The organism is Streptomyces sp. NPDC005803 (genome assembly GCF_040630435.1).
Classification (GTDB): Bacteria; Actinomycetota; Actinomycetes; order Streptomycetales; family Streptomycetaceae; genus Streptomyces.
The window spans coordinates 35,979-61,184 of the sequence record NZ_JBEXXO010000003.1 but is presented as its reverse complement, the minus strand read 5'-3'; the positions used below and the strand labels follow the sequence as shown (position 1 = coordinate 61,184).

Sequence of the window (25,206 nt, the reverse complement as noted above, 5' to 3'; positions counted from 1 at the left end):
GAGATAAACATCGCATAAGATCGAACGAGAATTGGTAGATCTCGTGTCGGCGTATAGGGCAATCTCGCGAGGCCATATGTAGGCCTTGTGAAGAGAAAGCAGCCCCGATGCGTGCTCGATGGCGAAGTCCATCATCGTTGTTCCCCCCAGGCCCCGTCGGGCGACGCAGGGCGCGAGGCACGGCAGTTGCCGTGCTCGTCTCGCTCTCGTGCATGCTCACGACCGAGACGGCGTCCGCCACGGGTGCGACCCTTCCGGCGCTCTCGATGCCGAAGATGTCCCTGTCCGGGCTGTGGAAGTGGCTGGACGAGTCCCCCCTGCGCACTCCCGACCAGGAGAGCGGCACCGCGCGCGGCAAGAGCCACACCGCCACCGCGGACCAGACCAGCAGCAAGAACGCGGTCGGTCACAGCGCCGGCAAGGGCAAGGGCGAACTCGACGCCTACGCCCGGGCCGACGACCGCCCCCGCACGGCCGTGACCGACGCCGCCGCGGGCAACGCCAAGAGCTTCGACGCGAAGACCAGCAAGCGGAACGCCAAGAAGTCGACGGCGACCTCCGACTACTACGTCAACACCGACGGGTCGACCACCGTCCGGCACTACGCCGGCCGGTCCAACTTCAAGGGCGCCGACGGCGCCTGGAAGCCGATCGACACCGACCTGACCGAGGACAAGGACGGCAGGCTCCAGCAGGCCGCCAACTCCCTCGACGTCGAGTTCGCCCCGGACGCGGGCGACCAGCGGCTCGCCTCCGTCGACTTCGGTGCGGGCCGCAGCCTCGCCTACTCGCTCCGTGGGGCGAAGAAGGCCGACGTCACCGTCGACGCCGACAACACGGCGACGTACGCCGACGTCCTGCCGGACACCGACCTGCTGCTCTCCCCGCTCGCCGAGGGCTTCAAGGAACGGCTGGTCCTGCGGTCGGCCGACGCCCCGAACTCCTGGCTGTTCCCCCTCGATGTCCAGGGGCTCACCCCGCGCATCGCGGACAACGGCGACGTGGTGTTCACGGACGGGGACGGGGAGGTGACCGCCACCATTCCCCACGCCTTCATGGAGGACTCCCGGATCGACCCCCGCTCCGGCGACGCGGCGATGTCCCGCGCGGTGACCTACGAACTGACCACCACCGCCGACGGCAAGCCCGCCCTGCGGCTGACCGCCGACCGCGACTGGCTGGACGACCCCGCCCGGGCCTACCCCGTCACCGTGGACCCCACGGTCACCGCCGGCAATTCGACGTACACGCAGAACACCATCGGTGGTGACCACTCCACCGAGAACCAGATCAAGGTCGGCAGCTACGACTCCGGCACCAACAAGACGAACTCGTTCCTCCAGTTCTCCTCACTGGGCACCACGCTCAAGGGCCAGCGGGTCACCGCCGCCACCCTGAACGTGTACGCGGTCTGGTCCGCGACCTGCACCGCCGAACCGTTCTCGGTGCACCCGGTGACGCAGTCCTGGACCCCGGCCGGCGTCACCGCGTACCCCGGCCCGGCCTACGGCACCGCGATCGGCACCGCCACCGTCGCCCCCGGAGCCTCCTGCAGCAACAGCGCCAACAGCCTGAGCGTCGGTACGAAGATGCCGGTCCCGCTGTCCACCGGATGGTTCGACGACGTCGCCACCGGCAGCGCCAACTACGGTCTGGCCCTGACCGCGCCGACCGACGACGGGCTGCACTGGAAGAAGTTCCACTCCGACAACAGCACCACGGCGGCCTTCCGGCCCGCACTGGACCTGACGTACACGGCCAACAAGGCGCCGCAGATCAACGCCCAGTACCCGCCGGAGAACCACCAGTCGAACACCCTCCAGCCGGAGCTGCTCGTCTACGCGAGCGACGCCGACAAGTGGCCGATGGCTGCCCTGACGTACGCCTTCGAGGTGTACGACGCGGACAGCGACAGCACCACGCCCGTCGCCACCTCCGGGATCATCACCAAGAGCAGCTGGAAGATACCCGCCGGCAAGCTCAAGTGGAGCAAGAACTACGCCTGGTACGTCAGCGTCACCGACGGATACGACTCGGTGATGTACTCGGCCAGCCGGTTCGCCACGGCGGTGCCGCAGCCGCCGGTGACCTCGGGCCTCTCCCAGAACACCGACGGCCACGAATTCGACCCCAGCGACGCCAACTACACCACCGAGGACACCGACGCCGAGATCGAGGTCGTCGGCCCGTCGCTGTCCGTGGAGCGCTCGTACAACAGCCGTGACCCGCGCACCGACGGTGCCTTCGGCGCCGGCTGGGCGACGGTCACCGACATGACGGCCGTGGAGGTGAAGGACGGCGCGGGCACCCTCACCAGCGTCGTGATCACCTACCCGGGCGGCGAGCAGGTGGCCTTCGGCCGCAACGCCGACGGCACCTTCGTACCTCCGATGGGGCGGTACGCCAGGCTGGCGGCGGCCGCGTCGGGCGGCGGTTACACGCTGACCGACAAGGACTTCACCACCTACAGCTTCCAGCAGGCGGTGACCGGCCGGACCGGCGCGTTCGCGATCTCGTCGATCAAGGACTACGCGAACCGGGCGGAGACCTTCACCTACACGAGCGGCAAGCTCAGCAAGGTCACCAACACCACGTCCAACCGGTCGCTGTCCTTCACCTGGCAGACCCCCTCCGGGGCCACCGCCCCGCACGTGGCGACCGTGACCACGGACCCCGCCAAGGCCGGGGACGCGAGCACCGCCCAGATCTGGAACTACGGCTACACCGGCGACCAGCTCACCAAGGTCTGCCCGCCCGCCGACCCCACCAAGTGCACCGTCTACGGCTACGCCACGGGCAACCACTACCGCACCACCGTCCTGGACGCGGACCCGTTCGCGTACTGGCGGCTGGGGGAGACCGGCGGCACGGTCGCGAGCGACACGGTCGACCTCAACCAGGGCAAGTTCAACGGCCTCTACCGCAACGTGACCCTCGGCGGGACCGGTCCGCTGACCGGGTCCACGCAGAAGGCCGCCACGTTCAACGGCACCACGTCGTACGTCGAGATCCCGAGCGCCCCGGGCGCCACGCCCTCGTACACGACGGTGTCGCTGTGGTTCAAGACCACGCAGGCGGGCGGTGTCCTCTTCTACTACGGGGACAAGCCGCTCAGTGACGCCGACCCGGTCACGAACACGAAGAAGAACACCCCGGCGGTGTACGTCGGCACGGACGGCAAGCTCCGTGGCTGCCTCGCCATGTCCCCCGGGTGCATGACCACGATCGCGTCCACGGCCACCGTGACGGACGGCAAGTGGCACAACGTGGCCCTCACCGGAGCGGCGACCACCCAGACGCTCTACCTCGACGGCGCCAAGCAGGGCACCCTCGCCGGCACCATCAACGACTGGGAGCAGCCCTACATCTCCTTCGGAGCCGGGGTGAACACCGACGGCTGGCCGGCCATGAACGCCTCCGACAAGCTGGGGCACTACTCCGGACAGCTCGCCGAGGTCGCCGTCTACACCGAGGCGCTCGACCCGTCGGTCATCACCGCGCAGTACCTCGCGGCCACCCGGTCCGCAGGACTGCTCAACAAGATCACCACGCCGGGCGGCAAGACCCAGTCGGCCGTCACCTACGGCACCACGGACGACCTGGTCGTCCAGGCCACCGACGGCGACGGCGGCACCTGGAAGCTGAACCCCGCCACCGTCACCGGCTCGTCCCAGGTCTACCGCTCCGCGGTGATGGGCACGGCGCCGGCCGGATACTGGCGCCTGGACGACACCCAGGGCGCCGCACAGGCCGCCAACGAGCTGCACACCGGCTTCGGTACGTACAACAGCGTCACCCAGGGCGTGGCCGGGCCGTTCGGCACCGGTGACGTCACGGCGGCGCAGTTCAACGGCACCAGCTCGTACGCGGAGATCCCGTACGCGGGCTGGCACGGCAAGGGCGACCGCTCCGTCGAGCTGTGGTTCAAGACCGCGAAGCCGGGCGTGCTGGTGTCCGACCAGACCAAGGCCCCCAACGACGCGGCCGGGGCGAGCGGTCCCATCGACCCCGTCCTGTACGTGGGTGCCGACGGCAAGCTCCGCGGCCACTGGTACAGCGTGTCCGGTTCGGCCGCCACGGACTTCGGGTCCAAGGCGACGGTCACCGACAACACCTGGCACCACGCCGTGCTCTCGGCGACCGGAACCACGCAGACCCTGTACGTGGACGGCGTCAAGCAGGCCGACTTCACCGGGGCGCCCAACGACCAGACGAACACCCGGACGTTCATCGGCGCCGGCTTCGCCAAGGGCTGGATCAGCGCTCCGGCCGACGTCAGCTACTTCACCGGCTCCATCGCCGAGGTCGCCGTGCACGCGGGCGGACTCACCGAGGACCAGGTCGAGCAGCACTGGTCGGCGTACAAGGCATCCGCGGGCGTCGCCCCGGTGCGGACGGTGAAGCTCACCGACCCCACCGAGAAGACGATGACCTACGTGTACGACGCGGAGATGGGCAACCGTCTGCTCACCGCGATCGACACCAACGGCAAGCGGACCACCTACGGCTACGACACGGCGGGCTTCCTGCGCACCGTGACCGACGCCAACGGCAACCGCTCGATCACCGGCCACGACATCCGCGGCAACACGGTCTCCCAGACCATGTGCCAGGACACGGCCGCGGGCAAGTGCGCCACCGACTACTACACGTACTACCCGGACTCGACCACGGCGTTCCCGCCGATGGACCCGCGCAACGACCTGGTGCTCACCGAGCGCGACGGCCGTTCCTCGGGCCCGACGGACAACACCTACCTGACCAGCTACGCGTACGACACCGCGGGCAACCTCACCTCGGTGACGACGCCGCCGGTGCCGGGCCACCCGAACGGGCGGACCGCCACCACCACGTACACGACCGCCACCACCGCGGCGGCGGAGGGCGGCACCGCGAAGGCGCCGGCCGGGCTGGTCGCCGAGGTGGTCACCCCGGGCGGCCGGAAGACCGCGTACTCCTACTTCGCCAACGGTGACGTCGCCGAGACGACGGACGCCAACGGGGCGAAGGAGAAGAGCACCTACGACAACCTCGGCCGTCAGATCACCAGGACCGAGGTGACCGACGCCCAGCCGGGCGGCCTCACCACGACCCTGACGTACGACAAGGACGACCAGGTCCTCACCGAGACCGACCCGCCGGTCACCAACCGGGTCACCGGCGCCGTCCACACCGGGCGGACCAGCACCGTCTACGACGCCGACGGCAACGTCCTCTCGCAGACGATCGCCGACCTGACCGGCGGTGACGCCTCCCGCGCCACCTCGATCACGTACGACGCGTACAACCGCATGGCGTCGAGGACGGACCCGGGCGGCGACACCACGTCGTTCGAGTACGACGTGTACGGCAACAAGGTCAAGGAGACCGACCCGGCCGGCAACGTCAACACCTACACCTTCGACGGCGAGGGCAGGCCCCTCACCACCAACCTGCTGAACTACACGGGCGACCCGGCGAACCCCTCGCCGGCCACCACCCTCGTGCAGGAGTCCCGGGCCTACGACCCGGCGGGCCGGCTCGCGTCGATCACCGACGCGATGGGCCTCGTCACGGCCTACACCTACACCGACGACGGCCTCGCCGCCTCGGTGATGCGCAAGGACCCGGCCAACGGCCTCTCCTTCACCGAGGAGGCCAACACCTACGACGCGGCCGGCAACCTGGTCAAGCAGGTCACCAACGACGGCCAGACCGTCTCCACGTTCACGGTGGACGCCTCCGACCGCACCACGTCGTCGGTCCTGGACCCGGGCGGCCTCGCCCGGACCACGAAGGTGAGCTACGACCCGGACGACAACGTCGTCTCGGAGACCGACCTCGACCCGGCCGACGGCCGTACCAGCACCGAGGACACGCTCTACGACAACCTCGGCAACGTCACCGGATCCACCGTCCACGACGGCACCACCGCACCGGTGGCCCGCTGGAAGCTGGCCGAGACGAGCGGCACCTCGGCCGCGGACTCGTCCGGCGGGAACAAGGCCGTCACCCTCGGCAGCGGAGTCACCCGCTCCACCGAGCACGGTGGCGCCGCCGTCTTCGACGGCACGGCGAACGCCTACGGCGAGACGCAGGGCGCGGTGGTCAACACCGGCGGCTCCTTCACGGTCTCCACGTGGGTCAAGCTGAACTCCACCGCGGCCAACAGCACCTTCCTCGCCCAGGACGGGAAGATCGGCAGCGGCTTCCAGCTCTACTACTCCACGGCGTACGGCTGGACGTTCAACCGCCACGGCTCGGACATGTCCGGCCCCACCATCGCCCGGGCGTCCTCGGGGACGGCCGCGGTGAGCACCGGTACCTGGACGCACCTGACCGGTGTGTACGACAACGAGGCCGCCCAGATCAGGCTGTACGTCAACGGCGTCCAGTCCGGCACCTCTACGGCGTTCACCACGCCCTGGGACGCCACGGGCCGGCTCCAGGTCGGCCGCAGGCTCGCCAGCGGCGCGTACGCGGAGAACACCAACGGCGCGCTCAGCGACATCCAGGTCTACGGCGAGGCGCTGAACTCGGCCCAGGTGACCGCGCTCAAGGGCGGCACCCTCCCGGCGGCGGGCAGTTCCGTCCGCACCAACACCTGGAAGCTGGACCAGCGCGGACTGCCGCTGGCCATGACCGACGAGAACGGGGTCACGACCGACTACGGCTACGACGAGGCCGGTCAGCAGACCAGCGTCACCGAGCCGGCGGTCAACAGCGAGACCGGCGGTGGCACCCCGGTGTCGGTCCGCCCGGTGTCGATGACCGGCTACAACACGTTCGGTGAGGACACCGAGTCCTCCGACCCGCTCGGCAACGTGGTGACGACGGCGTACGACGCCGAGGGCCAGGAGTCCTCGACGACCATGCCGAACTACACCCCGCCGGGGGCCTCGGCCCCGATCACGGCCGCGACCTGGAACGAGTACAACAAGCTCGGCCAGGTCACCGCCGAGGTCGACCCGCTGGGCAAGCGCACCGAGTACACCTACACCCAGCTCGGCGACCTGGCCTCGGTCAAGGAGCCCGGCGGCGCCACGACGCGGTACACGTACACCGCCAACGGCGACCAGCTGTCGGCCACCCGGCCCGGCGGCGCCCGCCAGGAGACCACCTGGGACTACCTCGGCCGCCCGGTCACGGACACGGACATCGTGCGCCAGCCGACCCAGCGGGCGTACACCTCCATCAACGAGTACAACGCCCCGGGAGGTGAACTCTCCCGGACGGTCAGCCCGACCGGGGTGAGCGAGTCCTACAAGTACAACGTCCTCGGTGAGACGACGGAGGTGACCGACGCCGCGGGCGCCACCAGCCGCTTCACGTACGACATGGACGGCCGGCCGCTCACGTCGGTGGACGCCGACGGCACCAGCACCGCCAACACCTACGACGGCTACGGCCAGCTGACCGCCACGAAGGACCTGGACGCGACGGGCAAGGTGCTGCGCACGAGCAGCTCCACCTACGACCGTGCGGGCAACCCGACGTCGGTGACCGACTACCGGGGCCACACCGTCACGCTCACCAGCGATGCGACGGGTCTGATCACCAAGGCGGTCCAGCCGGTCTCGGCGACCGAGTCGATCACCACGACCTTCGGCTACGACGCGGCGGGCAACCGCACGCGCTTCACCGACGGCCGCGGCAACGCCTTCCTCACCACGTACAACACGTGGGGCATGGCGGAGAAGGAGATCGAACCGTCCACCCCGGCGCATCCGGACCTCGTGGACCGCACGTTCACGATGGTCTACGACGCGGCGGGACGCCCCCAGGAGCAGCGCTCCCCGGGCGGGGTCGTCGTCAGCAACGAGTACGACGACCGGAGCCGGCTGGTCCGCCAGCACGGCACGGGCGCGGAGGCGGAGACCACCGACCACACCTACACCTACGACGAGGACGACCAGGTCACCTCGGTGGCGGGTGCGGACGAGGAGAAGAACACCTTCTCCTACGACGACCGCGGCCTGCTCCTGAGCGCCAACGGCCCCTCCGGCACCTCCTCCTTCGCCTACGACGGCAATGGCGCGATGACCTCGCGCAAGGACGCGTCGGGCACGTCGACCTTCGGGTACGACACGGCGGGCCGGCTGAAGACGGCGGTGGACGGTGCGAGCGGTACGTCGATGACGTACGGCTACGACACCGAGTCCAACGTGACGTCGATCGAGTACGGGCAGGGCAAGGGGAGGCGTGACTTCTCCTACGACTCCCTGGGCCAGCTGACCACGGACAAGCTGACGTCACCGACCGGCAAGTCACTGGCGTCGTTCACCTACGGCTACGACCTCAACGGCAACGAGACGTCGAAGACGACGACGGGTGTCGCCGGGGCCACCACGAACACGTACACGTACGACTGGGCGAACCGCCTGTCGTCCTGGAACAACGGGAGCACGACCGAGCAGTACGGCTACGACGCGTCCGGCAACCGGACCCGCGTGGGCGGTGACACCTACACGTACGACGCCCGCAACCGCCTCACCTCGGACGGGCAGGGCACGTACACGTACACCGCGCGCGGCACGATGAGTTCGGTCACCGACGAGGGCGGTGTGCAGACCTCGGTGAAGGCGGACGCCTTCAACCGCGTCATCAGCGAGGGCGAGCGCACCTACACGTACGACGGCCTGGACCGGACGCTGAAGGCCACGGACGGCCAGGGCGGCACGATGTACGACTTCGCGTACAGCGGGGCCGGCAACGACGTGGCGTCCGACGGCGGCACCAGCTACAGCCGCAACGTCGACGGTTCGCTGATGGGCATCAAGTCGGCGATAGGTTCGGTGCTCGCACTGACCGACATCCACGACGACGTGGTGGGACAGTTCACCGCGGACGGCGAGGCGCTGACGGGCTCGACCACGTACTCCCCGTTCGGGAAGGTCGAGCAGTCCACGGGCATGGTCGGACACCTCGGCTACCAGTCGGGGTGGACGGACCCGGAGACCGCCAAGGTCAACATGGCGGCGCGCTGGTACTCACCGGAGACCGGCCAGTTCAACAGCCGCGACACGGTGGGCATGAGCCCGCTGCCGACGTCGGTGTCCGCGAACCGCTACGCGTACGCGGACCAGAACCCGATGACGGCGACGGACCCGACGGGTCACTGGCCGAGCTTCGTCGACAAGGCCATCAAGAAGGTCAAGAAGAAGGTCAAGAAGGTCGTCAAGTCGGCCTACAAGAAGACCAAGGCCGCGGTCAAGAAGGTCGCGAAGAAGGTCAAGGCCGCCGCCAAGAAGATCAAGAAGGCGGTCAAGAAGGTCGTCAAGAAGGCCAAGCGCGTGGTGCGCAAGGCCGTGCACTATGTCGCCGACAGCGTCAAAAAGGTCAAGAGATACGTCAAGCGGACCTATAAGCGCGTTAAGAAATACGTCCACAAGGTCGTCAAACACGTCAAGAAGACGGTCCGCAAGGTCGCCAAGGCCGTCAAGAGCGTGGCGCACAAGGTGGTGAAGGCCGCCAAGAAGGTCGGCAAGGCCGTCAAGAAGGCGGCCAAGGCCACAGCCAACTTCGTGAAGCAGCACGCATCGACGATCGCCTCGGTGGCGGTCGGCGTGGCGGTCTTCGCGGGCTGCACGGGGGCGACCTTCGGTGGGGGCGTTGTCGCTTGCGGAATGCTCGCGGGCGCTGCCGCCAACGCGGTCGGCTACGCGATGAGTGACGGTCCCAAGACCCTGGCCGGCTTCGCGACCGCGGTCGGCGTGGGAGCCCTCACCGGCGCCCTCGGCGGCGCGGCCGGCGGCGCGGCCTCCGGCGCGGTGGGCCGCCTGCTCGCCGGTGTCGGCGGCAAGGCGCTGAACGGCGCGGCGATGGGTGCTGCGGGCGGCGCTGCGGAAGGCGCGGTCGGCTACGGCATCTCCTGCGTGACCAGCGAGGAGGGCTGCAGCGTCTCGGGCGCGGCGAAGGCCTCGGCGGTCGGCGCGGCAACGGGCGGTGTGTTCGGCGCGGCGGCAAGTAAGTTCGGCCGCAAGTCGACGGCGAAGCAGGAACCGGACGGTCAGCCGACGTCTCCGGGTGGCAGTTGCCGGGTTCGCGTTCCGCACAGCTTTACGGGCCTGACCGCAGTGCTGCTGGCGAACGGCACGACCAAGCCGATCTCCGAGGTGAAGGTCGGGGACTACGTCCTGACGGCCGAACCGGGCAAGAAGAAGAAGGAGAAGCACAAGGTCAAGGCGGTCATCGTCACCAAGACGGACCGTGACTACGTCGACGTCGTCGTGGATACGAAGTCCGGCCAGAAGACGATCCAGACCACCAAGCACCACCAGTTCTACGAAGCCACCAAGAACGCCTGGACCCAGGCCGCCGACCTCAAGGCCGGCCAGAAACTCCAGAACGATACCGGCGGCCCGACGGTGGTGATCGACACCAAGGCCTACACCGCAACCCGCACGACGTACGACCTCAGCATCGAGGGACTGCACACGTACTATGTGCTGGCCGGACAGACTCCGGTCCTCGTCCATAATGCGTCGCCTACTCCTCCGACCCCCCCAGGCGTTATCTACCTGAGGACTGACATTATTTCCGGAGAGGAGTATGTCGGTCAGGCGAAGAGTTGGAAGCGGTACATGAAGCGTCAGCGTGAGCACGCCAAGGACTACCCCCACAAGTCGTTCACCTTTGAGGTGCTCGACAGGGCAAATCCTGGACAGGATCTTGATGTCCTCGAGGAGAGCTGGATGCGTGCCGGTGGCGGAAAGAAGTCAGTTCCAGGAAGTGTCCTCGAAAACGGTCGAGTGCAAATGAATGATGCCCGTTACAAAGCTGCAGGAGGGACTGTATGCTAGGGAAATACAGAAAGGGCGACATTCTGTCCGTCCCGGTGAACGGCCAAGAGATTGCTTTGGCGCAGGTGATCGAGAAGCTTGGTGGAAATGTTCTGCTGGCGGTCTTCTCTGATCTCCTGGACGTTGAAGAGTCACGCGACATCGAGTCAATTGAACTCGATACGCCAATCTTTCTCGTGGAGACCATGGATATTCGCATCAAGGACGGTGCCTGGCCTGTAGTCGGTAACCGTCAACTGGTTGGCGGTATCCCGGACCTGGAATACAAGGTTTGGGTCGAGCCGCCTGGGGAATATCGAATCCAGGATGTGCGCGGCAATGTAGGGGTCTCGATTTCTTCGGAGCGGGCGAGCAAAATGAAGCTTCACAAGTCATTTTCTCCTGCTGTCGTTGAATCGGCCCTTCGTGGATTCCATGGGTATGGCCCGTGGAACCAGGCTTTTGACGATCTGACGATCTGATCCGAAGGTCTGAGTCTTCTGCGGTTGGCTCTGTACCGATCGCACGGCTGGAGTCCTGCCACGATGTTCTGTGGCAGGACTCCAGTTGCGTTTCTGTCAAGAAATAAACGGATTATTCCTGAGAATTCGAATTCCAGCCGGGCGGACCGGCTTCCGGAGATGCTGCCCACGGACACCGGACGGGCGGATTCAGTCGATACTTGAACGTCCACGGAAGAGTCTGGATGCCGGACGAGCAGGGGCTGTCGGAGTCCGGCAGTCCCTGCTCCCTTTGTGCGGCGGAGTGCCGGGCGCGCCACCACCCGGTCCGGCCGGGCAGCCGCGGCGACTACACGGGGCGCGCCGTGTCGTGAGCCCGCAAGCCGTGGATCAGGACGGTTGAACCAGCCCCGCCTTGCCGTAGATCGTTGCCACCCGCGCGCCCGCGTCTCCCGAGGCGAACCCCATGCCGATCCGGAAGACGCCGGGCTGGGCCGGGTCCGGGACGTACACGCCGAGGCCCTCCGGCTCGCGGTAGTCCAGCGTGTACGCGGCCGCCGTGTGGGCCGGGTTGACGGTCTCCTTGAACGGCGTGGGCGGCGCGGGGTCCAGGGCGCCCGTGGTGAGGTTCACCGAGGTGATGAACGTATTGCCAGAACCTGATGACGGCGACGGACCCGACGGCTGTTCTGATCGACCATCTCGAATCACGTCTGGGCCGGCTCGTCGGAGCATGGCCGGTCAGGGACGGCGCTCCGGAAGGCGCCGCAGAGGTGGGGTATGTCACCGGTGGCGTCTTCGACGGAGTTCAGTCCTACGCCACCACCATCCTGCACCGGACGCATCTGGCTTCGCCCACCACGGGTGATCCCCAGCACCTGGAACTGCTCGGCTGCACCCGCCCCGTCGCCGGGGACGAGTACGGTCCGTTCCCGGAGTGCTGGAGTGGGCGGCTGAGCGTCTGATGACGTCCGGAACGGCGGTACAGGGAGAGACTGCCCGCCCGACGGGTCCGGATGACGTTCCGCCGATGAGGTGTTGAGGAACATCTCACCAACGTGTACCAGGTAAGCGAACTCGAGAACGAAGCGAGCCAATGTGATGGATCCTAGAGGGTTGCCGCAGTTGTCGGAGTGGGTGACCGGCGACGAGGCCGACGGGTACCACATTCAAGGCTTCATGTCTGCCCATGTCACCGTGGCCGAGGCCGCAGCGCTGGCAGACTTGTACTGGCCGAACTTTGTGGAATACCGAGACTGTGTATTCCTCGGTTTCAAGTTCGACAGGAAATCCGTCGATGAGTGGTATGTTCGTCTGCAAGGCGATGTGCGGGCGATCGAATCGGTAGTGAACCACGTGCACTTGTGGGACTACTTCGTGATCACTCTGCAATCGGAGTACGAGGCGCTTCCTGCATTGGCGGAGAGTATCGCCACCATGTGGCGAGCAGCGGCACGAACGGCTTTCCCTGACCGGGAGCTCGAAGTTGCCATGTCCGACGGTTCCGGTGACTACGGTCCGACGCTGAGACTCGCTGGGCGCTGATCCCTCCGGCAGTTGTTCCGACTGCCGGAGTAGACCTCAAGCCCCGCCGGACGGATTTCCGGCGGGGCTTGAGGTGCCTCCACGTCGCTTGTGATCCGTATTATGTGCGTTAGGGGAGCGGGCGAGAATGCTAGATGCTGAGCTGGAACGCCTCAGCGGCCATCTTCAGGCACTCGACAGGCCGGTAGTGGCCTGGATGGTGCCTGGGGTGGATGCCGGTCGCGTCGCATCGGTCCTCGGGGGTCCGATTCCGGATTCGGTTGCTCGGTGGTTTCACTGGTGCAACGGAGTTGCCGACGCTCCCGGGCAGGTCCAGGACGACGTCAACGTGATTCCGGGTTATACCCCGCTCTCCCTTGAGGAGGCTGCTCGTATGAGGAGCGCCTACGCGGGCGACTCGGTACTCGGTGATCACTGGGTGCCGCTCCTGGGAAGTGGCGGCGGTGACATCTACGCAGCTGTCTGGAACCTGGGCAAGGAGGCCGTGATTGCGGGCGTCCTGATCGGCGAACCAACAGAGATTGAGTTCTCGACGGTTGAACAGATGGTGAATTTGTTCAACCGGTGTTTCGAGGAAGGCGCCTATTTCGTAAACTCGGAGGGCATGTTCTGTATGTCTCCTGAGAAATACGATGAGGTGTACGAGCGCGTAGTGGGGCAGTGATCATTCCCCAGGGATAGCGAAGTGCGCCGGGTTGACGCCACGATGGCGTCGGCCCGGCGTTTTTCGTCGGTTTGGCTCGTGCCGCTCCACTGGGACTCTGGGAACTTGAGCAGGATGGAGGCCGTCAATGCTGAGCCTCTCGGTCGCACCCGGCTGGAAGGCCGGCGGATTCGCTTCCTGGCACGGCACGGGCCGCGCCGACGTGCTCTGCTCGTGCGGGGCCCGGACGGACCTTCTGGTGACGGTGGCGAGCAAGGAGTGGGACGGCGGCAGCCGCAGCTGGATTCCGGCGGAGGACCGTGCGGCGTCGCAGGACATGGACGCCAGTACGCCCACCCAAGTCACCGTGGGCCGCTGGGGCTCCATGAACGTCTTCCTCTGCCGGGCTGACTTCACGCATCCGCCGCAGCTCATCTTCCAGGGCTGAGATCCGCGCACGCGTCGAAGCGGCTGCCCGGTCTGCGCCGGCCTCGTACCAGAACGACCACCGCGGTCCCCGAGAGTGCACCTCACGCCCGGGGCAGTTGGCCGGTCTGCTTGTCGTCGACGACGTCTCCTCCGTCGACCTGGAGAACGGGACGCATGTAGGCCGGCGGCGGGATGAGCGCGGGCCTCCGGAACTCTCCGGGGGCCCGCGGTCGCGTCCGGGCGCCGGTGGGGGCGCTTGGCTCTTCCGCCCCGCCCCGCCCCGCCCCGCCCCGCCCAGTCAGGTCAGGACGGCTGAACCAGCCCCGCCTTGCCGTAGATCGTCGCCACCCGCGCGCCCGCATCTCCCGAGGCGAACCCCATGCCGATCCGGAAGACGCCGGGCTGGGCCGGGTCCGGGACGTACACGCCGAGGCCCTCCGGTTCGCGGTAGTCCAGCGTGTACGCGGCCGCCGTGTGGGCCGGGTTGACGGTCTCCTTGAACGGCGTGGGCGGCGCGGGGTCCAGGGCGCCCGTGGTGAGGTTCACCGAGGTGATGAACGTGTTGCCGACGCCGGGCGCGGAGATCACCGTGTCCTGGCCGTTGATGTCCTGGACGGAACCGTAGCTGTTGCCGTGCAGCATGTAGAGGTACTGGCCGACGACGGCGTACCCCTGGAGGAACGGGCGGCCGTAGGTGGTGAGGGGCCAGCCGGGAACCGCCGTGATGTCCGGTTCGCGGACACTCGCGAGCGGCTGGCTCCAGATGCCGAGGCGGGCCAGATCCAGGTCGTGGACCTGGAAGACCATCACGCCGTCCGTGTCGCGGAAGCGGATGGCGAGCCGGCCGTAGACCGGGTCGACGGAGGCGGTGTACGTCGTGGCCCCGGCGACCGGCTCGTACAGGGTGAGTCCGGCCGAGCCGGAGTCGAGCACCTGGCCGTTGACGAAGGGGAAGCGCGCCAGACGCCTGCCGCGGCTGGTGGTCTTGGTCGGGTCGTCCGGGTGCACCGGGTCCGCGACCTCCTGGCCGTCGGCCTCCGTCCACAGGTAGGCCTTGCCGCCGAACGGTTCGACACCGATGCTCATGCCGTGTCCGAAGCCGCGCAGATACATGTAGCCCAGCGTGTTGCCGGACATGTCCCACTTGGTGAGGGTCAGGTCGCCGCGCCGATTGCGGTCGACACTGCTCACCGCAGCGGACTCGCCCGAGAGTTTCAGCCCGCCCTGCGTCACCTGGGCCAGGTAGATGTGGCCGTTGGCGTTGTCGTAGCCGAACGACTGAATGATCGTGGTGTCACGGGTGGCCTTCTGGCGTATCCAGTTGTCCGACGCGCTGTTCAGGTCGAGCCGGGGTGACGGCACCAGCAACGCCGAGCCCGGCGTGGGGTGTGTGGCGGCGGAGGCCGTGCCGGTGCCGATGGACACGCCAGCAGCGGTGAGCGCGCCGACGCCGCTCCACGCGAGCAGGGAGCGGCGGCTGGGGTGAGTGGGTCTGTCGTGGGTCATGGTGCTCATCCAAGACGGGGGCCCGACCGCACTCAACCCCGCCTCCCCAGCTCAGTTCACCCAGCCGTCGCCCCCACGCCACACGCATCATCCGCCCTCGACACGTTGACCGGCTGATGTACATTCGTGCTGATCTCGCTGGTGGTGCCCTGCTTCAACGAGGAAGACATCCTCGAACGCTTCCATGAACGTGTGACGGACGAGATGACCCGCCTGGGCCACGCGTTCCACATCGTGTACGTGGACGACGGGAGCGCGGACCGGACGCTGCCGATCCTCCAGGAGCTGGCCGCCGCCGACCCCCGCGCCCGTTACGTCTCCTTCAGCCGCAACTTCGGCAAGGAAGCCGCCATGCTGGCCGGCCTCCAGCACGCCGAGGGCGACGCCGTCGTCATCATGGACGCCGACCTCCAGCACCCGCCGGAACTCGTCGGCCGCATGCTCCAGGAACACGCCCAGGGCTACGACCAGGTGATCGCCCGCCGCACCCGCAAGGGCGACCGCGTCACCCGCACCCTCACCGCACGCGCCTACTACTGGCTGATCAACCGCCTGGTCGACGTCGAACTCGTCGACGGCGTCGGTGACTTCCGGCTGCTGTCCCGGCGCGCCGCCGACGCCGTGCTCGAACTCACCGAGTACAACCGCTTCTCCAAGGGCCTCTTCGCCTGGGTCGGCTTCCCCACCACCACGTTCAGCTACGAGAACGCCGTACGGGAACAGGGACGCTCCGCCTGGACCTTCGGAAAGCTGCTGAACTACGGCCTCGACGGGCTCCTCTCCTTCAACAACAAGCCGCTGCGCGCCGCCCTCTACCTCGGCATGCTCCTGATGTCCCTGGCCTTCGTCTACGCCGCCTGGATCGTCGGCGTCGCCCTGGTGAAGGGCGTCGACACCCCCGGATACGTCACCCTCCTCGTGGTGCTCACCGCCCTCGCCGGAGTCCAGATGGTGATGGTCGGAGTGGTTGGCGAGTACGTCGGCCGGATCTACTACGAGGTGAAGCGCCGCCCGCACTTCCTGGTGAAGGCCACCAACACCCGCACCCGCCGGCCCGCCCAGGAGCAGGAAACCCTGGAGTTCGTACGCCGATGACGGTCAAGGCACAGATGGCCCGGTTCGCCCTCGTGGGCGCGGTGAACACCGGCACGTACTACGGCTGCTACCTCGTCCTGCTGCACCGGCTGCCGTACATAGCGGCTCATGTGCTGGCCTTCGCGCTCAGCATGACCGGGTCGTTCTTCCTCAACTCCTACTTCACCTACCGCACCCGGCCCACCTGGCGGAAGTTCCTGCTCTTCCCCCTCACCAACGCGGCCAACTTCGTCATCACCACCGGCGGCGTCTACCTGCTGGTCGACCTGGCCGGATTCAGCAGCCGGTACGCCCCGCTGGTCGCGGCAGCCGCCGCCATCCCCATCACCTTCGTCGTCTCGCGCACGATCATGCTGCGACCGGACGCCCCGCCGAAACCGGTCGAGCGGGTCGGCTGAGCCGGGCGGTACGGAGCCGGGTCCCCCGTATGGCAAAGTAACCCGGTCACATGCGCTGAGCTGGGCAAAGCCCTCCCGCCGCGCATCACTGGGCGGGGCCGTCGCTCCCGCAGCGGCCCGTCACGTCCGACGCGCCGCCCCGCCCTTGCCCGAACCACTCGAAAGGTGCGTCGTGAACGCGAGAAGACATCGTGCGCTGCTGGCCGCCGTCGCAGAGATGCTGGAGCCCGGTGAGCAGGTCCAGGCGACGTCGCTGGTCAATCTCAGCCAGGTCTCCGTCAAGAAGAACATAGCGGTGGGACTCGCCGCGGCGGTCCTGAGCGGTGGAACGATCATCGCCGCGGCGACCCCGCAGCCGATGTACCTCGCGGCCAGCGGCACCCGCCTGTTCCTGTTCCAGGCCAACCCGGCGTTCGCCAAGCCGGACCGGCACGTGGCGACGTTCCGGATCCCCGAGGTCAAGCGGTCCGAGGTCAAGCACGGGCTCGTGAAGCATTCCTTCGTCCTCCTCCACGAGCCCACCGGGAGCGCGCTGCGCATCTTCTTCCCCCGGCTCGCCGCGGGCAGGGACCTGGACGCCATCGCGGCACTCATACCGACGGCGACGGCGTAGCGGCAGGAAGGGCCACGACGGGCCCCGCCCCGCACACCCCCGCCGCCCGCCGAAACCGCCCCCACACGCCGGCGCGGCCACGCCGCCGGACGCCCACATCCCCAACTCCTCCCGAATCGTTGGTCGAATCAGTGGCCCGGACCAGCTCCACTGCCTACCATCGATCACCGCAAGGCTTTGTGCACCGCCGCACAATCTCCTCGGGAGGCTCCTTTGCACCGCCGCCGTCGCACCGCGCTCATCGTCTCCGCCGCACTGCTCACCGCAGCGCCGCTCCTCACCGCCTGCGGCAGCCAGGCCCACCCCGGCGCCGCGGCCGTCGTGGGCGGGGACCGGATCACGGTGGCCACCGTGCAGGGCCAGGTGGCGGACGTACGCCAGGCACAGGACGCCTCCGAGCAGTCCGCCCAGATGACCGGCCAGTCCGGCCAGCTCGTCCGCGCCAAGCTGCACGGCCTGATCCTGGACCGGGTCCTCGACAAGGCGTCGGCGGACGCCGGGGTGACCGTCACCCGCGCCGAGATCCAGCAGATGCGGCAGTCGGCCGTCGCCCAGTACAAGGGGGAGGACGGGCTGCGCGCCGCGGTGCTCCAGGAGCGCTGGATCGCCCCGGACCAGATCGACGCCTTCCTGCGCGAGCAGGTCCAGCTGACCAAGCTCGGCCAGGCGCTCGGCGCCGACCCGACGACCCCGGCCGGCACGAAGATCCTCGGCGACGCGCTGACGAAGGCGTCCAAGGCGCTCGAGGTCGACGTCAACCCGCGCTTCGGCGCCTGGAACAACCAGCAGATCCAGCTCGGTGAGTACAAGGCCCCCTGGATCACCCAGGTCACCGAGCCGGCCCAGTCGGCCGCGGAGGCCGGGGCCTGAGGACGGTTGGGCGGCCGGGGTAGATTCGCAGGGTGAACGCTGAAGACCCCGGCCGCATCGTCCTGCTCACCGCCAGCCACCGCGTGGCCCCCGGCCTGCTGTCCTGGCCCGCCTGGCAGACGCTGCACGCCGCCGACCGGGTGCACTGCGGGGAACCGGACCAGCCTCAGCTGCCGTACCTGCGCGAAGCGGGCATCACCGTCACGCTCGGCGTGCCCGAGGCACAGGAACTCGTCGACGCGTGCGCCGGCGGCCGGACCGTCGTCGTCCTCACCGGCGGCGAAGGCAACCAGCCCCTGACGGACGGGCTCGCCCGGCTGGCCGGCTCGGGCCGGGTACGGATGCCGAACCTGGAACTCCTGCCCGGTTCGTACGACCTGCCGGGCGCCCGGCTCCTCGATCTGGTCCAGGTCATGGACCGCATCCGCGTCGAATGCCCGTGGACCTCGCAGAAGACCCACGAGGGCCTCGCCAAGTACGCCATCGAGGAGGCGTACGAACTCGTCGAGGCGATCGAGGACGGCACCCGCGAGGAACTGCGCGAGGAGCTCGGGGACGTACTGCTCCAGGTCGTCCTCCACGCGCGCATCGCCGAGGATGCCGACGAGGAGCCGTTCTCCGTGGACGATGTCGCGGCCACGCTCGTCGAGAAGCTGATCCACCGCCACCCGCACGTCTTCGGCGACGAGACCGCCGAGACGCCCGAGGACGTCCACGCGCACTGGCTGCGCACCAAGGCCATCGAGAAGCAGCGCGCATCCGTCACCGACGGCGTGCCGCTCGGCCAGCCCGGTCTGGCCCTCGCAGCGAAACTGGCGAGCCGGGTCCGTACCGCCGGCCTCGACGTAGCACTCCCCGAGAGCGGGAACGGGGGCGACGACATCGGCTACCGCCTCCTCGCCCTGGCCGTGCGCGCCCAGGAGGACGGCACCGACCCGGAGGCCGCCCTGCGCGCCGCGGGCCGCGCCTACCGGGACGCGATCAGGGCGGCGGAGGGGCTCGGCTGAGGGCGGACGGCCACAGGAGGCGCCGGAGGGCTGCGGATAACGTCGGGGGGGTGAACGACCACCCCGCCGGCCGCCCCGCCGAAGCCCCTGCCGGCTGCCCCGCCCACGCGGCACCCACCGCTCCGCCCGCGCCCGAACTCTTCACGTGGGAGTTCGCCACCGACCCGTACCCGGCCTACGCATGGCTGCGCGAGCACAGCCCCGTGCACCGCACCACGCTGCCGAGCGGGGTCGAGGCCTGGCTCGTGACCCGGTACGCGGACGCCAGGGAGGCGCTCGCCGACGCCCGGCTGTCCAAGAACCCGGCACACCACGCCGGGTCCGCGCACGCCAAGGGGAAGACGGGCATTCCGGGCGAGCGCAAGGCGGAGCTGATGACGCATCTGCTCAACATCGACCCGCCCGACCACACCCGGCTGCGCCGGCTCGTGTCCAAGGCGTTCACCCCGCGGCGCATCGCGGAGTTCGAGCCGCGGGTGCAGGAGCTGACCGACCGGCTCATCGACGGGTTCGCCGGGAAGGGGGAGGCGGACCTCATCCACGAGTTCGCCTTCCCGCTCCCCATCTACGCGATCTGCGACCTGCTCGGGGTCCCCCGCGAGGACCAGGACGACTTCCGCGACTGGGCGGGCATGATGATCCGCCACGGCGGGGGCCCGCGCGGCGGGGTGGCCCGCTCCGTGAAGAAGATGCGGGGCTACCTCCTCGAACTGATCCACCGCAAACGGGAGGACCCGGGGGACGACCTGATCTCAGGGCTGATCCGGGCGAGCGACCACGGCGAGCACCTGACGGAGAACGAGGCCGCGGCGATGGCCTTCATCCTCCTGTTCGCCGGCTTCGAGACGACCGTCAACTTGATCGGTAACGGCCTCCACACCCTGCTGGGCCACCCGGAGCAGCGCGAGCGGCTCCAGCGCTCGCTGGCCGCGGGGGAGACGGAGCTGCTGGCCACCGGCGTCGAGGAACTGCTGCGGTACGACGGGCCCGTGGAACTCGCGACCTGGCGGTATGCCACCGAGGCGCTGACCATCGGTGGGCAGGAGGTCGGCGAGGGGGATCCCGTGCTCGTGGTGCTGGCGGCCGCCGACCGGGACCCCGCGCGCTTCGACGGACCGGACACGCTGGACCTTGCGCGGCGTGACAATCAGCACCTCGGCTACGGGCACGGCATCCACTACTGCCTGGGAGCACCGCTCGCCCGGCTGGAGGGGCAGGCAGCCCTCGCCACGCTCCTCAGACGCCTTCCGGACCTGCGACTTGCGGGGGAAGCTGCCGATTTGCGCTGGCGGGGCGGGCTCATCATGCGGGGGCTGCGCACCTTGCCGGTGGAGTTCAGCCCGGGACCGGCGCTCGGTGAAGGTGACACTCTGTCAACTCTGTGACTTTCACGTGATCTCTGCTGCATCGACTTGTGACACACGTTCGAGTCCCGCTAGGTTCACCGTTCGACTCACCAGTCACTCGTCAGTCACACGGAAGGCATTCCCATGGGCTCCGCGAACGGCAGACACCGTCGCCCTCGGCAGGCACCCGCGATCATCGTCGCCGCAGGCGTGACCGGCTCGGCCATCGCCATCCCGCTGCTCGGCGCGGCGGGTGCGCACGCCGCCGACGCCTCGACCTGGGACCGGGTGGCCGAGTGCGAGAGCGGCGGCATGTGGAGCGCCGACCTCGGCAACGGTTACTACGGGGGCCTGCAGTTCTCGCAGGACCTCTGGAAGTCCTACGGCGGCGACTCGTACGCCGAGCGCGCGGACCTCGCCAGCCGCTCGCAGCAGATCGCCGTGGCGGAGAAGGTCCTGGCGGACCGGGGATCGAAGGCGTGGCCCAGTTGCGCGGTCGTCTCGGGCCTCGCCGTGGACACCGGCCTGCCGGGTGTGGACCCGGGCAGCGCTCCGTCCGCGGACCCCGCCGGGAGTGCGGACACGTCCGCGAGCGCATCCCCCGCCGACCCCTCCGAGCACGCCGCCCCGTCGGACGGCGCGACCTCGAAGACGACGAAGCCCGCGGGCGACGCGAAGGGCAAGACGGCCGAGCCGGACGCGTCCGCGTCGTCGCCGGCCACGCCGTCCGCCACGCCCTCGGGTGAGGCCTCCGGGTCCCAGGAGGACGCGGGGGCGCAGGAGAAGGCCGGCAAGCACCGGGGCGCGCCCGCCCCCGAGGAGAGCCGGTCGGCCGGTCTCGGTGGTGACCGGGACGCGGGGCGGCATGCCTCGCGGGGTGACGGTGACGCACGCGACCCTGGCGCCGCGGCTGCTGACGGTACGTACACCGTCCGGGCCGGCGACAATCTCTGGGCGATTGCTGACGCACAGAAGCTGTCCGGCGGCTGGACGGCGCTGTACGAGGCCAACAAGGCGGAGGTCGGCTCCGATCCGGACCTCATCCTGCCTGGCCAGAGCCTCGATCTCGGCGTGAAGGCCGAATGAGCGCGGTCTGATCATCAGCTGAAAACGCCCCCGAAACTGGGGTAGTTAAGAGGCCTATGTCCCACTTTTGACTCAGTGAGACATGGGTCTCTTTGCGTGAACTGGCGCATCTTGTTCCGGAGGCCCCGTCACATCCGCCCCGACCTGCGCAAACAGCGGTTATTCGGATGCGCGTAAGGGCCGTTTATCCGGTATGTCTATCTTTGGTTCTGGGGGTGGAGTGTGTTTACGGTCGGAACCGCTCGCACCGCGGGCCCCATCGACCGTCACGCCGAATCCTGCCGTCGGTCGAAGGGAACAGACGCGTAAAGCGCCGTAGGCAGGAGCGGGGGACCCAGGTAAGCGCCGGGCCCGATCGTCGGGAGACGCATCAGGACCGGCTTGGGGTGAAGTCGCACGCAAGGACGTGCGACCGGGCAACTCACTTGGCCCGAACCCGACAGCTCACCTCGTAGGCGTCGGTGAGGAGAAGTCTCGATGCTGCTCAACAGCAAGGGCAACAAGCACCGTCGCCCGTCCAAGGCCGTCCGTCTCGCCACGCTCGCCGGTGTCGCCGGTGCCGCCATCGCCGTGCCCCTGATGGGCGCGACCGGCGCCTCCGCCGCCTCCGTGGCCACGTGGGACGCCGTCGCCCAGTGCGAGTCCGGCGGCAACTGGTCCATCAACACCGGCAACGGCTACTACGGCGGTCTGCAGTTCTCGCAGTCCAGCTGGGCCGCCGCCGGCGGCACCCAGTACGCGGCCCGTGCCGACCTGGCCACCAAGGCCCAGCAGATCGCCACCGCCGAGAAGCTCCTCGACATGCAGGGACCGGGCGCCTGGTCCTGCGCCGGCGCCGGCAACCTGAGCAACGACGGTGTCGACCCCGGTGTCGGCACCGGCTCCGCCGCCAAGACCGAGACCCCCAAGAAGCAGTCGGCCCCGGTCCAGAAGGCCGAGCCGAAGAAGGCCGAGCGCGCCGAGGCCCCCTCCACCAACCGCTCGGACCGTTCGACCGCCCCCAAGGCCGAGTCGAAGACCGTCACCACCCCGACCGGCAAGAAGGTCGAGAAGGGTGATGGCGAGTACAAGGTCGTCACCGGCGACTCCCTGAGCAAGATCGCCGCCGACCACAAGGTCGAGGGCGGCTGGGAGCAGCTGTTCAAGCTGAACAAGGACATCGTCACGGACGCCGACCTCATCTACCCGGGTCAGCAGCTCCACCTGACGAAGTAGTGGCGATCTCTCCTCGCTGATCACTCCGGCCGCCCCGGCCCCGTGCGCACCCTCCCCCGTGTGCGCCGGGCCGGGGTCGGCCGGTTTCCGCGTCGCTCGTTCAACTGTTGTAGTTACCGGCCAGTAAATTTCTGGTCCTATGCCCTGCTATGCCTGCCCTTGGGTCCTTTTTCGTCCCAGGGGACGGGCGGTCGGCCGACTGAGAGGGCCCAGCCGGTTAGGCTCTTGTCGCAAGGCCAAAGCGACCCTGCACCACCAGTGTCACATTCCAGAAGGAGATGCCTCGTGCCGTCCATCGACGTCGTCGTAGCCAGGGAAATCCTCGACTCCCGCGGAAACCCCACGGTCGAGGTCGAGGTCGGCCTCGACGACGGCAGCACGGGCCGTGCTGCTGTGCCGTCCGGCGCCTCCACCGGCGCGTTCGAGGCCATTGAGCTTCGCGACGGAGACCCCAACCGCTACCACGGCAAGGGCGTCGAGAAGGCCGTCCTCGCCGTGATCGAGCAGATCGGCCCGGAGCTCGTCGGCTACGACGCGACGGAGCAGCGTCTGATCGACCAGGCGATGTTCGACCTGGACGCCACGGAGAACAAGGGCTCGCTCGGCGCCAACGCCATCCTCGGCGTCTCGCTCGCCGTGGCCCACGCCGCCTCCGAGGCCTCGGACCTGCCGCTGTTCCGCTACCTCGGTGGCCCGAACGCGCACCTGCTGCCCGTCCCGATGATGAACATCCTCAACGGTGGGTCGCACGCCGACTCCAACGTGGACATCCAGGAGTTCATGATCGCGCCGATCGGCGCGGAGTCCTTCTCCGAGGCCCTGCGCTGGGGCGCCGAGGTCTACCACACGCTGAAGAAGGTCCTGAAGACCAAGGGCCTGTCCACCGGTCTCGGTGACGAGGGCGGCTTCGCGCCGAACCTGGAGTCGAACCGCGCCGCCCTCGACCTCATCGTCGAGGCCATCAAGGAAGCCGGCTACGCCCCGGGCAAGGACATCGCGCTCGCGCTCGACGTCGCCGCCTCGGAGTTCTACAAGGACGGAAAGTACGAGTTCGAGGGCAAGTCCCGCTCGGCCGCCGAGATGACCGAGTACTACGAGGAGCTCGTCTCCGCGTACCCGCTGGTCTCCATCGAGGACCCGCTGTACGAGGACGACTGGGCCGGCTGGAAGGTCATCACCGACAAGATCGGCGCCAAGGTGCAGATCGTCGGTGACGACCTCTTCGTCACCAACCCGGAGCGTCTGGCCCGTGGCATCGAGGAGGGCTCCGCCAACGCCCTGCTCGTCAAGGTCAACCAGATCGGTTCGCTGACCGAGACCCTGGACGCCGTCGAGCTGGCCCAGCGCAACGGTTTCAAGTGCATGATGTCGCACCGCTCCGGCGAGACCGAGGACGTCACCATCGCCGACCTCGCGGTCGCCGTGAACTGCGGTCAGATCAAGACCGGCGCCCCGGCCCGCTCGGACCGTGTCGCCAAGTACAACCAGCTGCTGCGCATCGAGGAGATCCTCGACGACGCCGCGGTGTACGCGGGCCGCTCGGCGTTCCCGCGCTTCAAGGGCTGACGCGTACTCACGTACGACGAGGCCTGAGCAACCCCGGCGGGGTGAAGTGCCCCGGCCTCCGTCCGTCCCCGCACTCGGTCCCGTACCGTGTGCGGGGACGGACGTGCGTAATGGGGAGGCGGAGACATGGCCGCGAAGGACCGGGACCGGTTCTCCACCGCGACCCGGCTGCGGTTGCTCGGCGAGCAGACCGCAGCCCGCGTGTACCGGTCCCAGAACCGCCGTCAGGCCCGCCGCTCCCGGCTGACCGGCCGGGCGGCGTTCCTGGCCCTGGTCGTCTGCTCCCTGATCGTCGCCCTCGCGTACCCGATGCGGCAGTACGTATCGCAGCGCGACGAGATCGCCGACCAGGAGCGGCTGGCGCAGGAGGCGGAGGCCCGCACCGAGGAGCTGCGTGACGAGAAGGCGCGGCTCGAGGACGACGCCTACGTCAAGCGGCTGGCCCGTGAGCACCTGCACTACCTTCTTCCCGGGGAGACCGGCTACACCGTGGTCGACCCCGACGCGGTCAGGGAGCGCAACGGGAAGCAGGAGGAGACCGACCGGCCGTGGCACTCCAACCTGTGGGACGGCGTCGACAGCGCCGACGGCGGCTGAGCCCCGGCCCCTGTTCCCCTCGCTCCCCTGACGTCGTTCCTCGTACCTCCCCGTCTCCGTCTGCGGAAC

Annotated in this window: 18 protein-coding genes and 1 riboswitch; of the genes, 16 read left to right on the top strand and 2 right to left on the bottom strand. The window is 68.5% G+C overall.

Annotation, left to right across the window (positions count from 1 at the left end; all coding sequences use genetic code 11):
• Window positions 1-212: 212 nt before the first annotated feature.
• Complete coding sequence (locus ABZ454_RS05620; protein WP_359536226.1) at window positions 213-10,781, top strand: LamG-like jellyroll fold domain-containing protein; 10,569 nt, start codon at window positions 213-215, stop codon at window positions 10,779-10,781.
• Window positions 10,775-11,242 carry an Imm26 family immunity protein gene (locus tag ABZ454_RS05615; protein ID WP_359536225.1) on the top strand — a complete coding sequence of 156 codons (468 nt, stop codon included), beginning with the start codon at window positions 10,775-10,777 and terminating at the stop codon, window positions 11,240-11,242. Before ABZ454_RS05620 ends, ABZ454_RS05615 begins: the two co-directional genes overlap by 7 nt.
• A 369-nt stretch (window positions 11,243-11,611) precedes the next feature.
• Here the strand turns inward: ABZ454_RS05615 and ABZ454_RS05610 are convergent, their stop codons facing one another.
• On the bottom strand, window positions 11,612-11,854 hold the full coding sequence (locus ABZ454_RS05610) for a hypothetical protein (protein WP_359536224.1): 243 nt from the start codon (window positions 11,852-11,854) through the stop codon (window positions 11,612-11,614).
• Window positions 11,855-11,883: 29 nt separating this feature from the next.
• Between ABZ454_RS05610 and ABZ454_RS05605 the strand changes: the two genes are divergently transcribed.
• From ABZ454_RS05605 to ABZ454_RS05590, 4 genes are all read left to right on the top strand, one after another.
• Window positions 11,884-12,186: a hypothetical protein gene (locus tag ABZ454_RS05605; RefSeq protein ID WP_359536223.1), complete on the top strand. Its 303-nt coding sequence runs from the start codon at window positions 11,884-11,886 to the stop codon at window positions 12,184-12,186.
• Window positions 12,187-12,358: 172 nt separating this feature from the next.
• Window positions 12,359-12,766: a hypothetical protein gene (locus ABZ454_RS05600; RefSeq protein WP_359536222.1), complete on the top strand. Its 408-nt coding sequence runs from the start codon at window positions 12,359-12,361 to the stop codon at window positions 12,764-12,766.
• Window positions 12,767-12,893: 127 nt separating this feature from the next.
• Window positions 12,894-13,430, top strand: a complete 537-nt coding sequence (locus ABZ454_RS05595) for a hypothetical protein (RefSeq protein WP_359536221.1) — start codon at window positions 12,894-12,896, stop codon at window positions 13,428-13,430.
• Window positions 13,431-13,557: 127 nt separating this feature from the next.
• Window positions 13,558-13,857 carry a hypothetical protein gene (locus tag ABZ454_RS05590; RefSeq protein ID WP_359536220.1) on the top strand — a complete coding sequence of 100 codons (300 nt, stop codon included), beginning with the start codon at window positions 13,558-13,560 and terminating at the stop codon, window positions 13,855-13,857.
• A gap of 284 nt (window positions 13,858-14,141) precedes the next feature.
• On the opposite strand, the gene ABZ454_RS05585 is transcribed toward ABZ454_RS05590, so the two are convergent.
• Complete coding sequence (locus ABZ454_RS05585) at window positions 14,142-15,344, bottom strand: teichoic acid biosynthesis protein C (protein WP_359536219.1); 1,203 nt, start codon at window positions 15,342-15,344, stop codon at window positions 14,142-14,144.
• A 126-nt stretch (window positions 15,345-15,470) separates the two neighbouring features.
• Here ABZ454_RS05585 and ABZ454_RS05580 point away from each other — a divergent pair, with 126 nt between their 5' ends.
• From ABZ454_RS05580 to ABZ454_RS05535, 10 genes are all read left to right on the top strand, one after another.
• Entirely contained in the window at window positions 15,471-16,439 is a 969-nt protein-coding gene (locus ABZ454_RS05580; protein WP_359536218.1) for a glycosyltransferase family 2 protein, read from the top strand.
• On the top strand, window positions 16,436-16,837 hold the full coding sequence (locus ABZ454_RS05575) for a GtrA family protein (protein ID WP_359536217.1): 402 nt from the start codon (window positions 16,436-16,438) through the stop codon (window positions 16,835-16,837). The genes ABZ454_RS05580 and ABZ454_RS05575 overlap by 4 nt, the downstream gene beginning before the upstream one ends.
• Before the next feature lie 172 nt (window positions 16,838-17,009).
• Window positions 17,010-17,450, top strand: a complete 441-nt coding sequence (locus tag ABZ454_RS05570; protein ID WP_359536216.1) for a hypothetical protein — start codon at window positions 17,010-17,012, stop codon at window positions 17,448-17,450.
• A 213-nt stretch (window positions 17,451-17,663) separates the two neighbouring features.
• Window positions 17,664-18,320 (top strand): SurA N-terminal domain-containing protein, encoded by a 657-nt coding sequence (locus tag ABZ454_RS05565; RefSeq protein WP_359536215.1) that lies wholly within the window; start codon window positions 17,664-17,666, stop codon window positions 18,318-18,320.
• Window positions 18,321-18,352: 32 nt separating this feature from the next.
• A complete protein-coding gene (locus tag ABZ454_RS05560) occupies window positions 18,353-19,327 on the top strand; it encodes a nucleoside triphosphate pyrophosphohydrolase (protein ID WP_359536214.1) in 975 nt (324 codons plus the stop codon).
• A gap of 50 nt (window positions 19,328-19,377) precedes the next feature.
• Window positions 19,378-20,712 (top strand): cytochrome P450, encoded by a 1,335-nt coding sequence (locus ABZ454_RS05555; RefSeq protein WP_359536213.1) that lies wholly within the window; start codon window positions 19,378-19,380, stop codon window positions 20,710-20,712.
• Between the two features lie 105 nt (window positions 20,713-20,817).
• The gene (locus ABZ454_RS05550; protein WP_359536212.1) at window positions 20,818-21,759 is read left to right on the top strand and encodes a transglycosylase family protein; all 942 of its coding nucleotides are present in this window, start codon (window positions 20,818-20,820) and stop codon (window positions 21,757-21,759) included.
• A gap of 301 nt (window positions 21,760-22,060) precedes the next feature.
• A riboswitch (cyclic di-AMP (ydaO/yuaA leader) is annotated at window positions 22,061-22,232 on the top strand.
• A gap of 4 nt (window positions 22,233-22,236) precedes the next feature.
• Complete coding sequence (locus tag ABZ454_RS05545; RefSeq protein ID WP_359536211.1) at window positions 22,237-22,974, top strand: transglycosylase family protein; 738 nt, start codon at window positions 22,237-22,239, stop codon at window positions 22,972-22,974.
• 285 nt (window positions 22,975-23,259) lie between these two features.
• Window positions 23,260-24,540: a phosphopyruvate hydratase gene (gene eno / locus ABZ454_RS05540; protein ID WP_073738482.1), complete on the top strand. Its 1,281-nt coding sequence runs from the start codon at window positions 23,260-23,262 to the stop codon at window positions 24,538-24,540.
• A gap of 126 nt (window positions 24,541-24,666) precedes the next feature.
• The gene (locus tag ABZ454_RS05535; RefSeq protein WP_359536210.1) at window positions 24,667-25,137 is read left to right on the top strand and encodes a septum formation initiator family protein; all 471 of its coding nucleotides are present in this window, start codon (window positions 24,667-24,669) and stop codon (window positions 25,135-25,137) included.
• Window positions 25,138-25,206 lie beyond the last annotated feature (69 nt).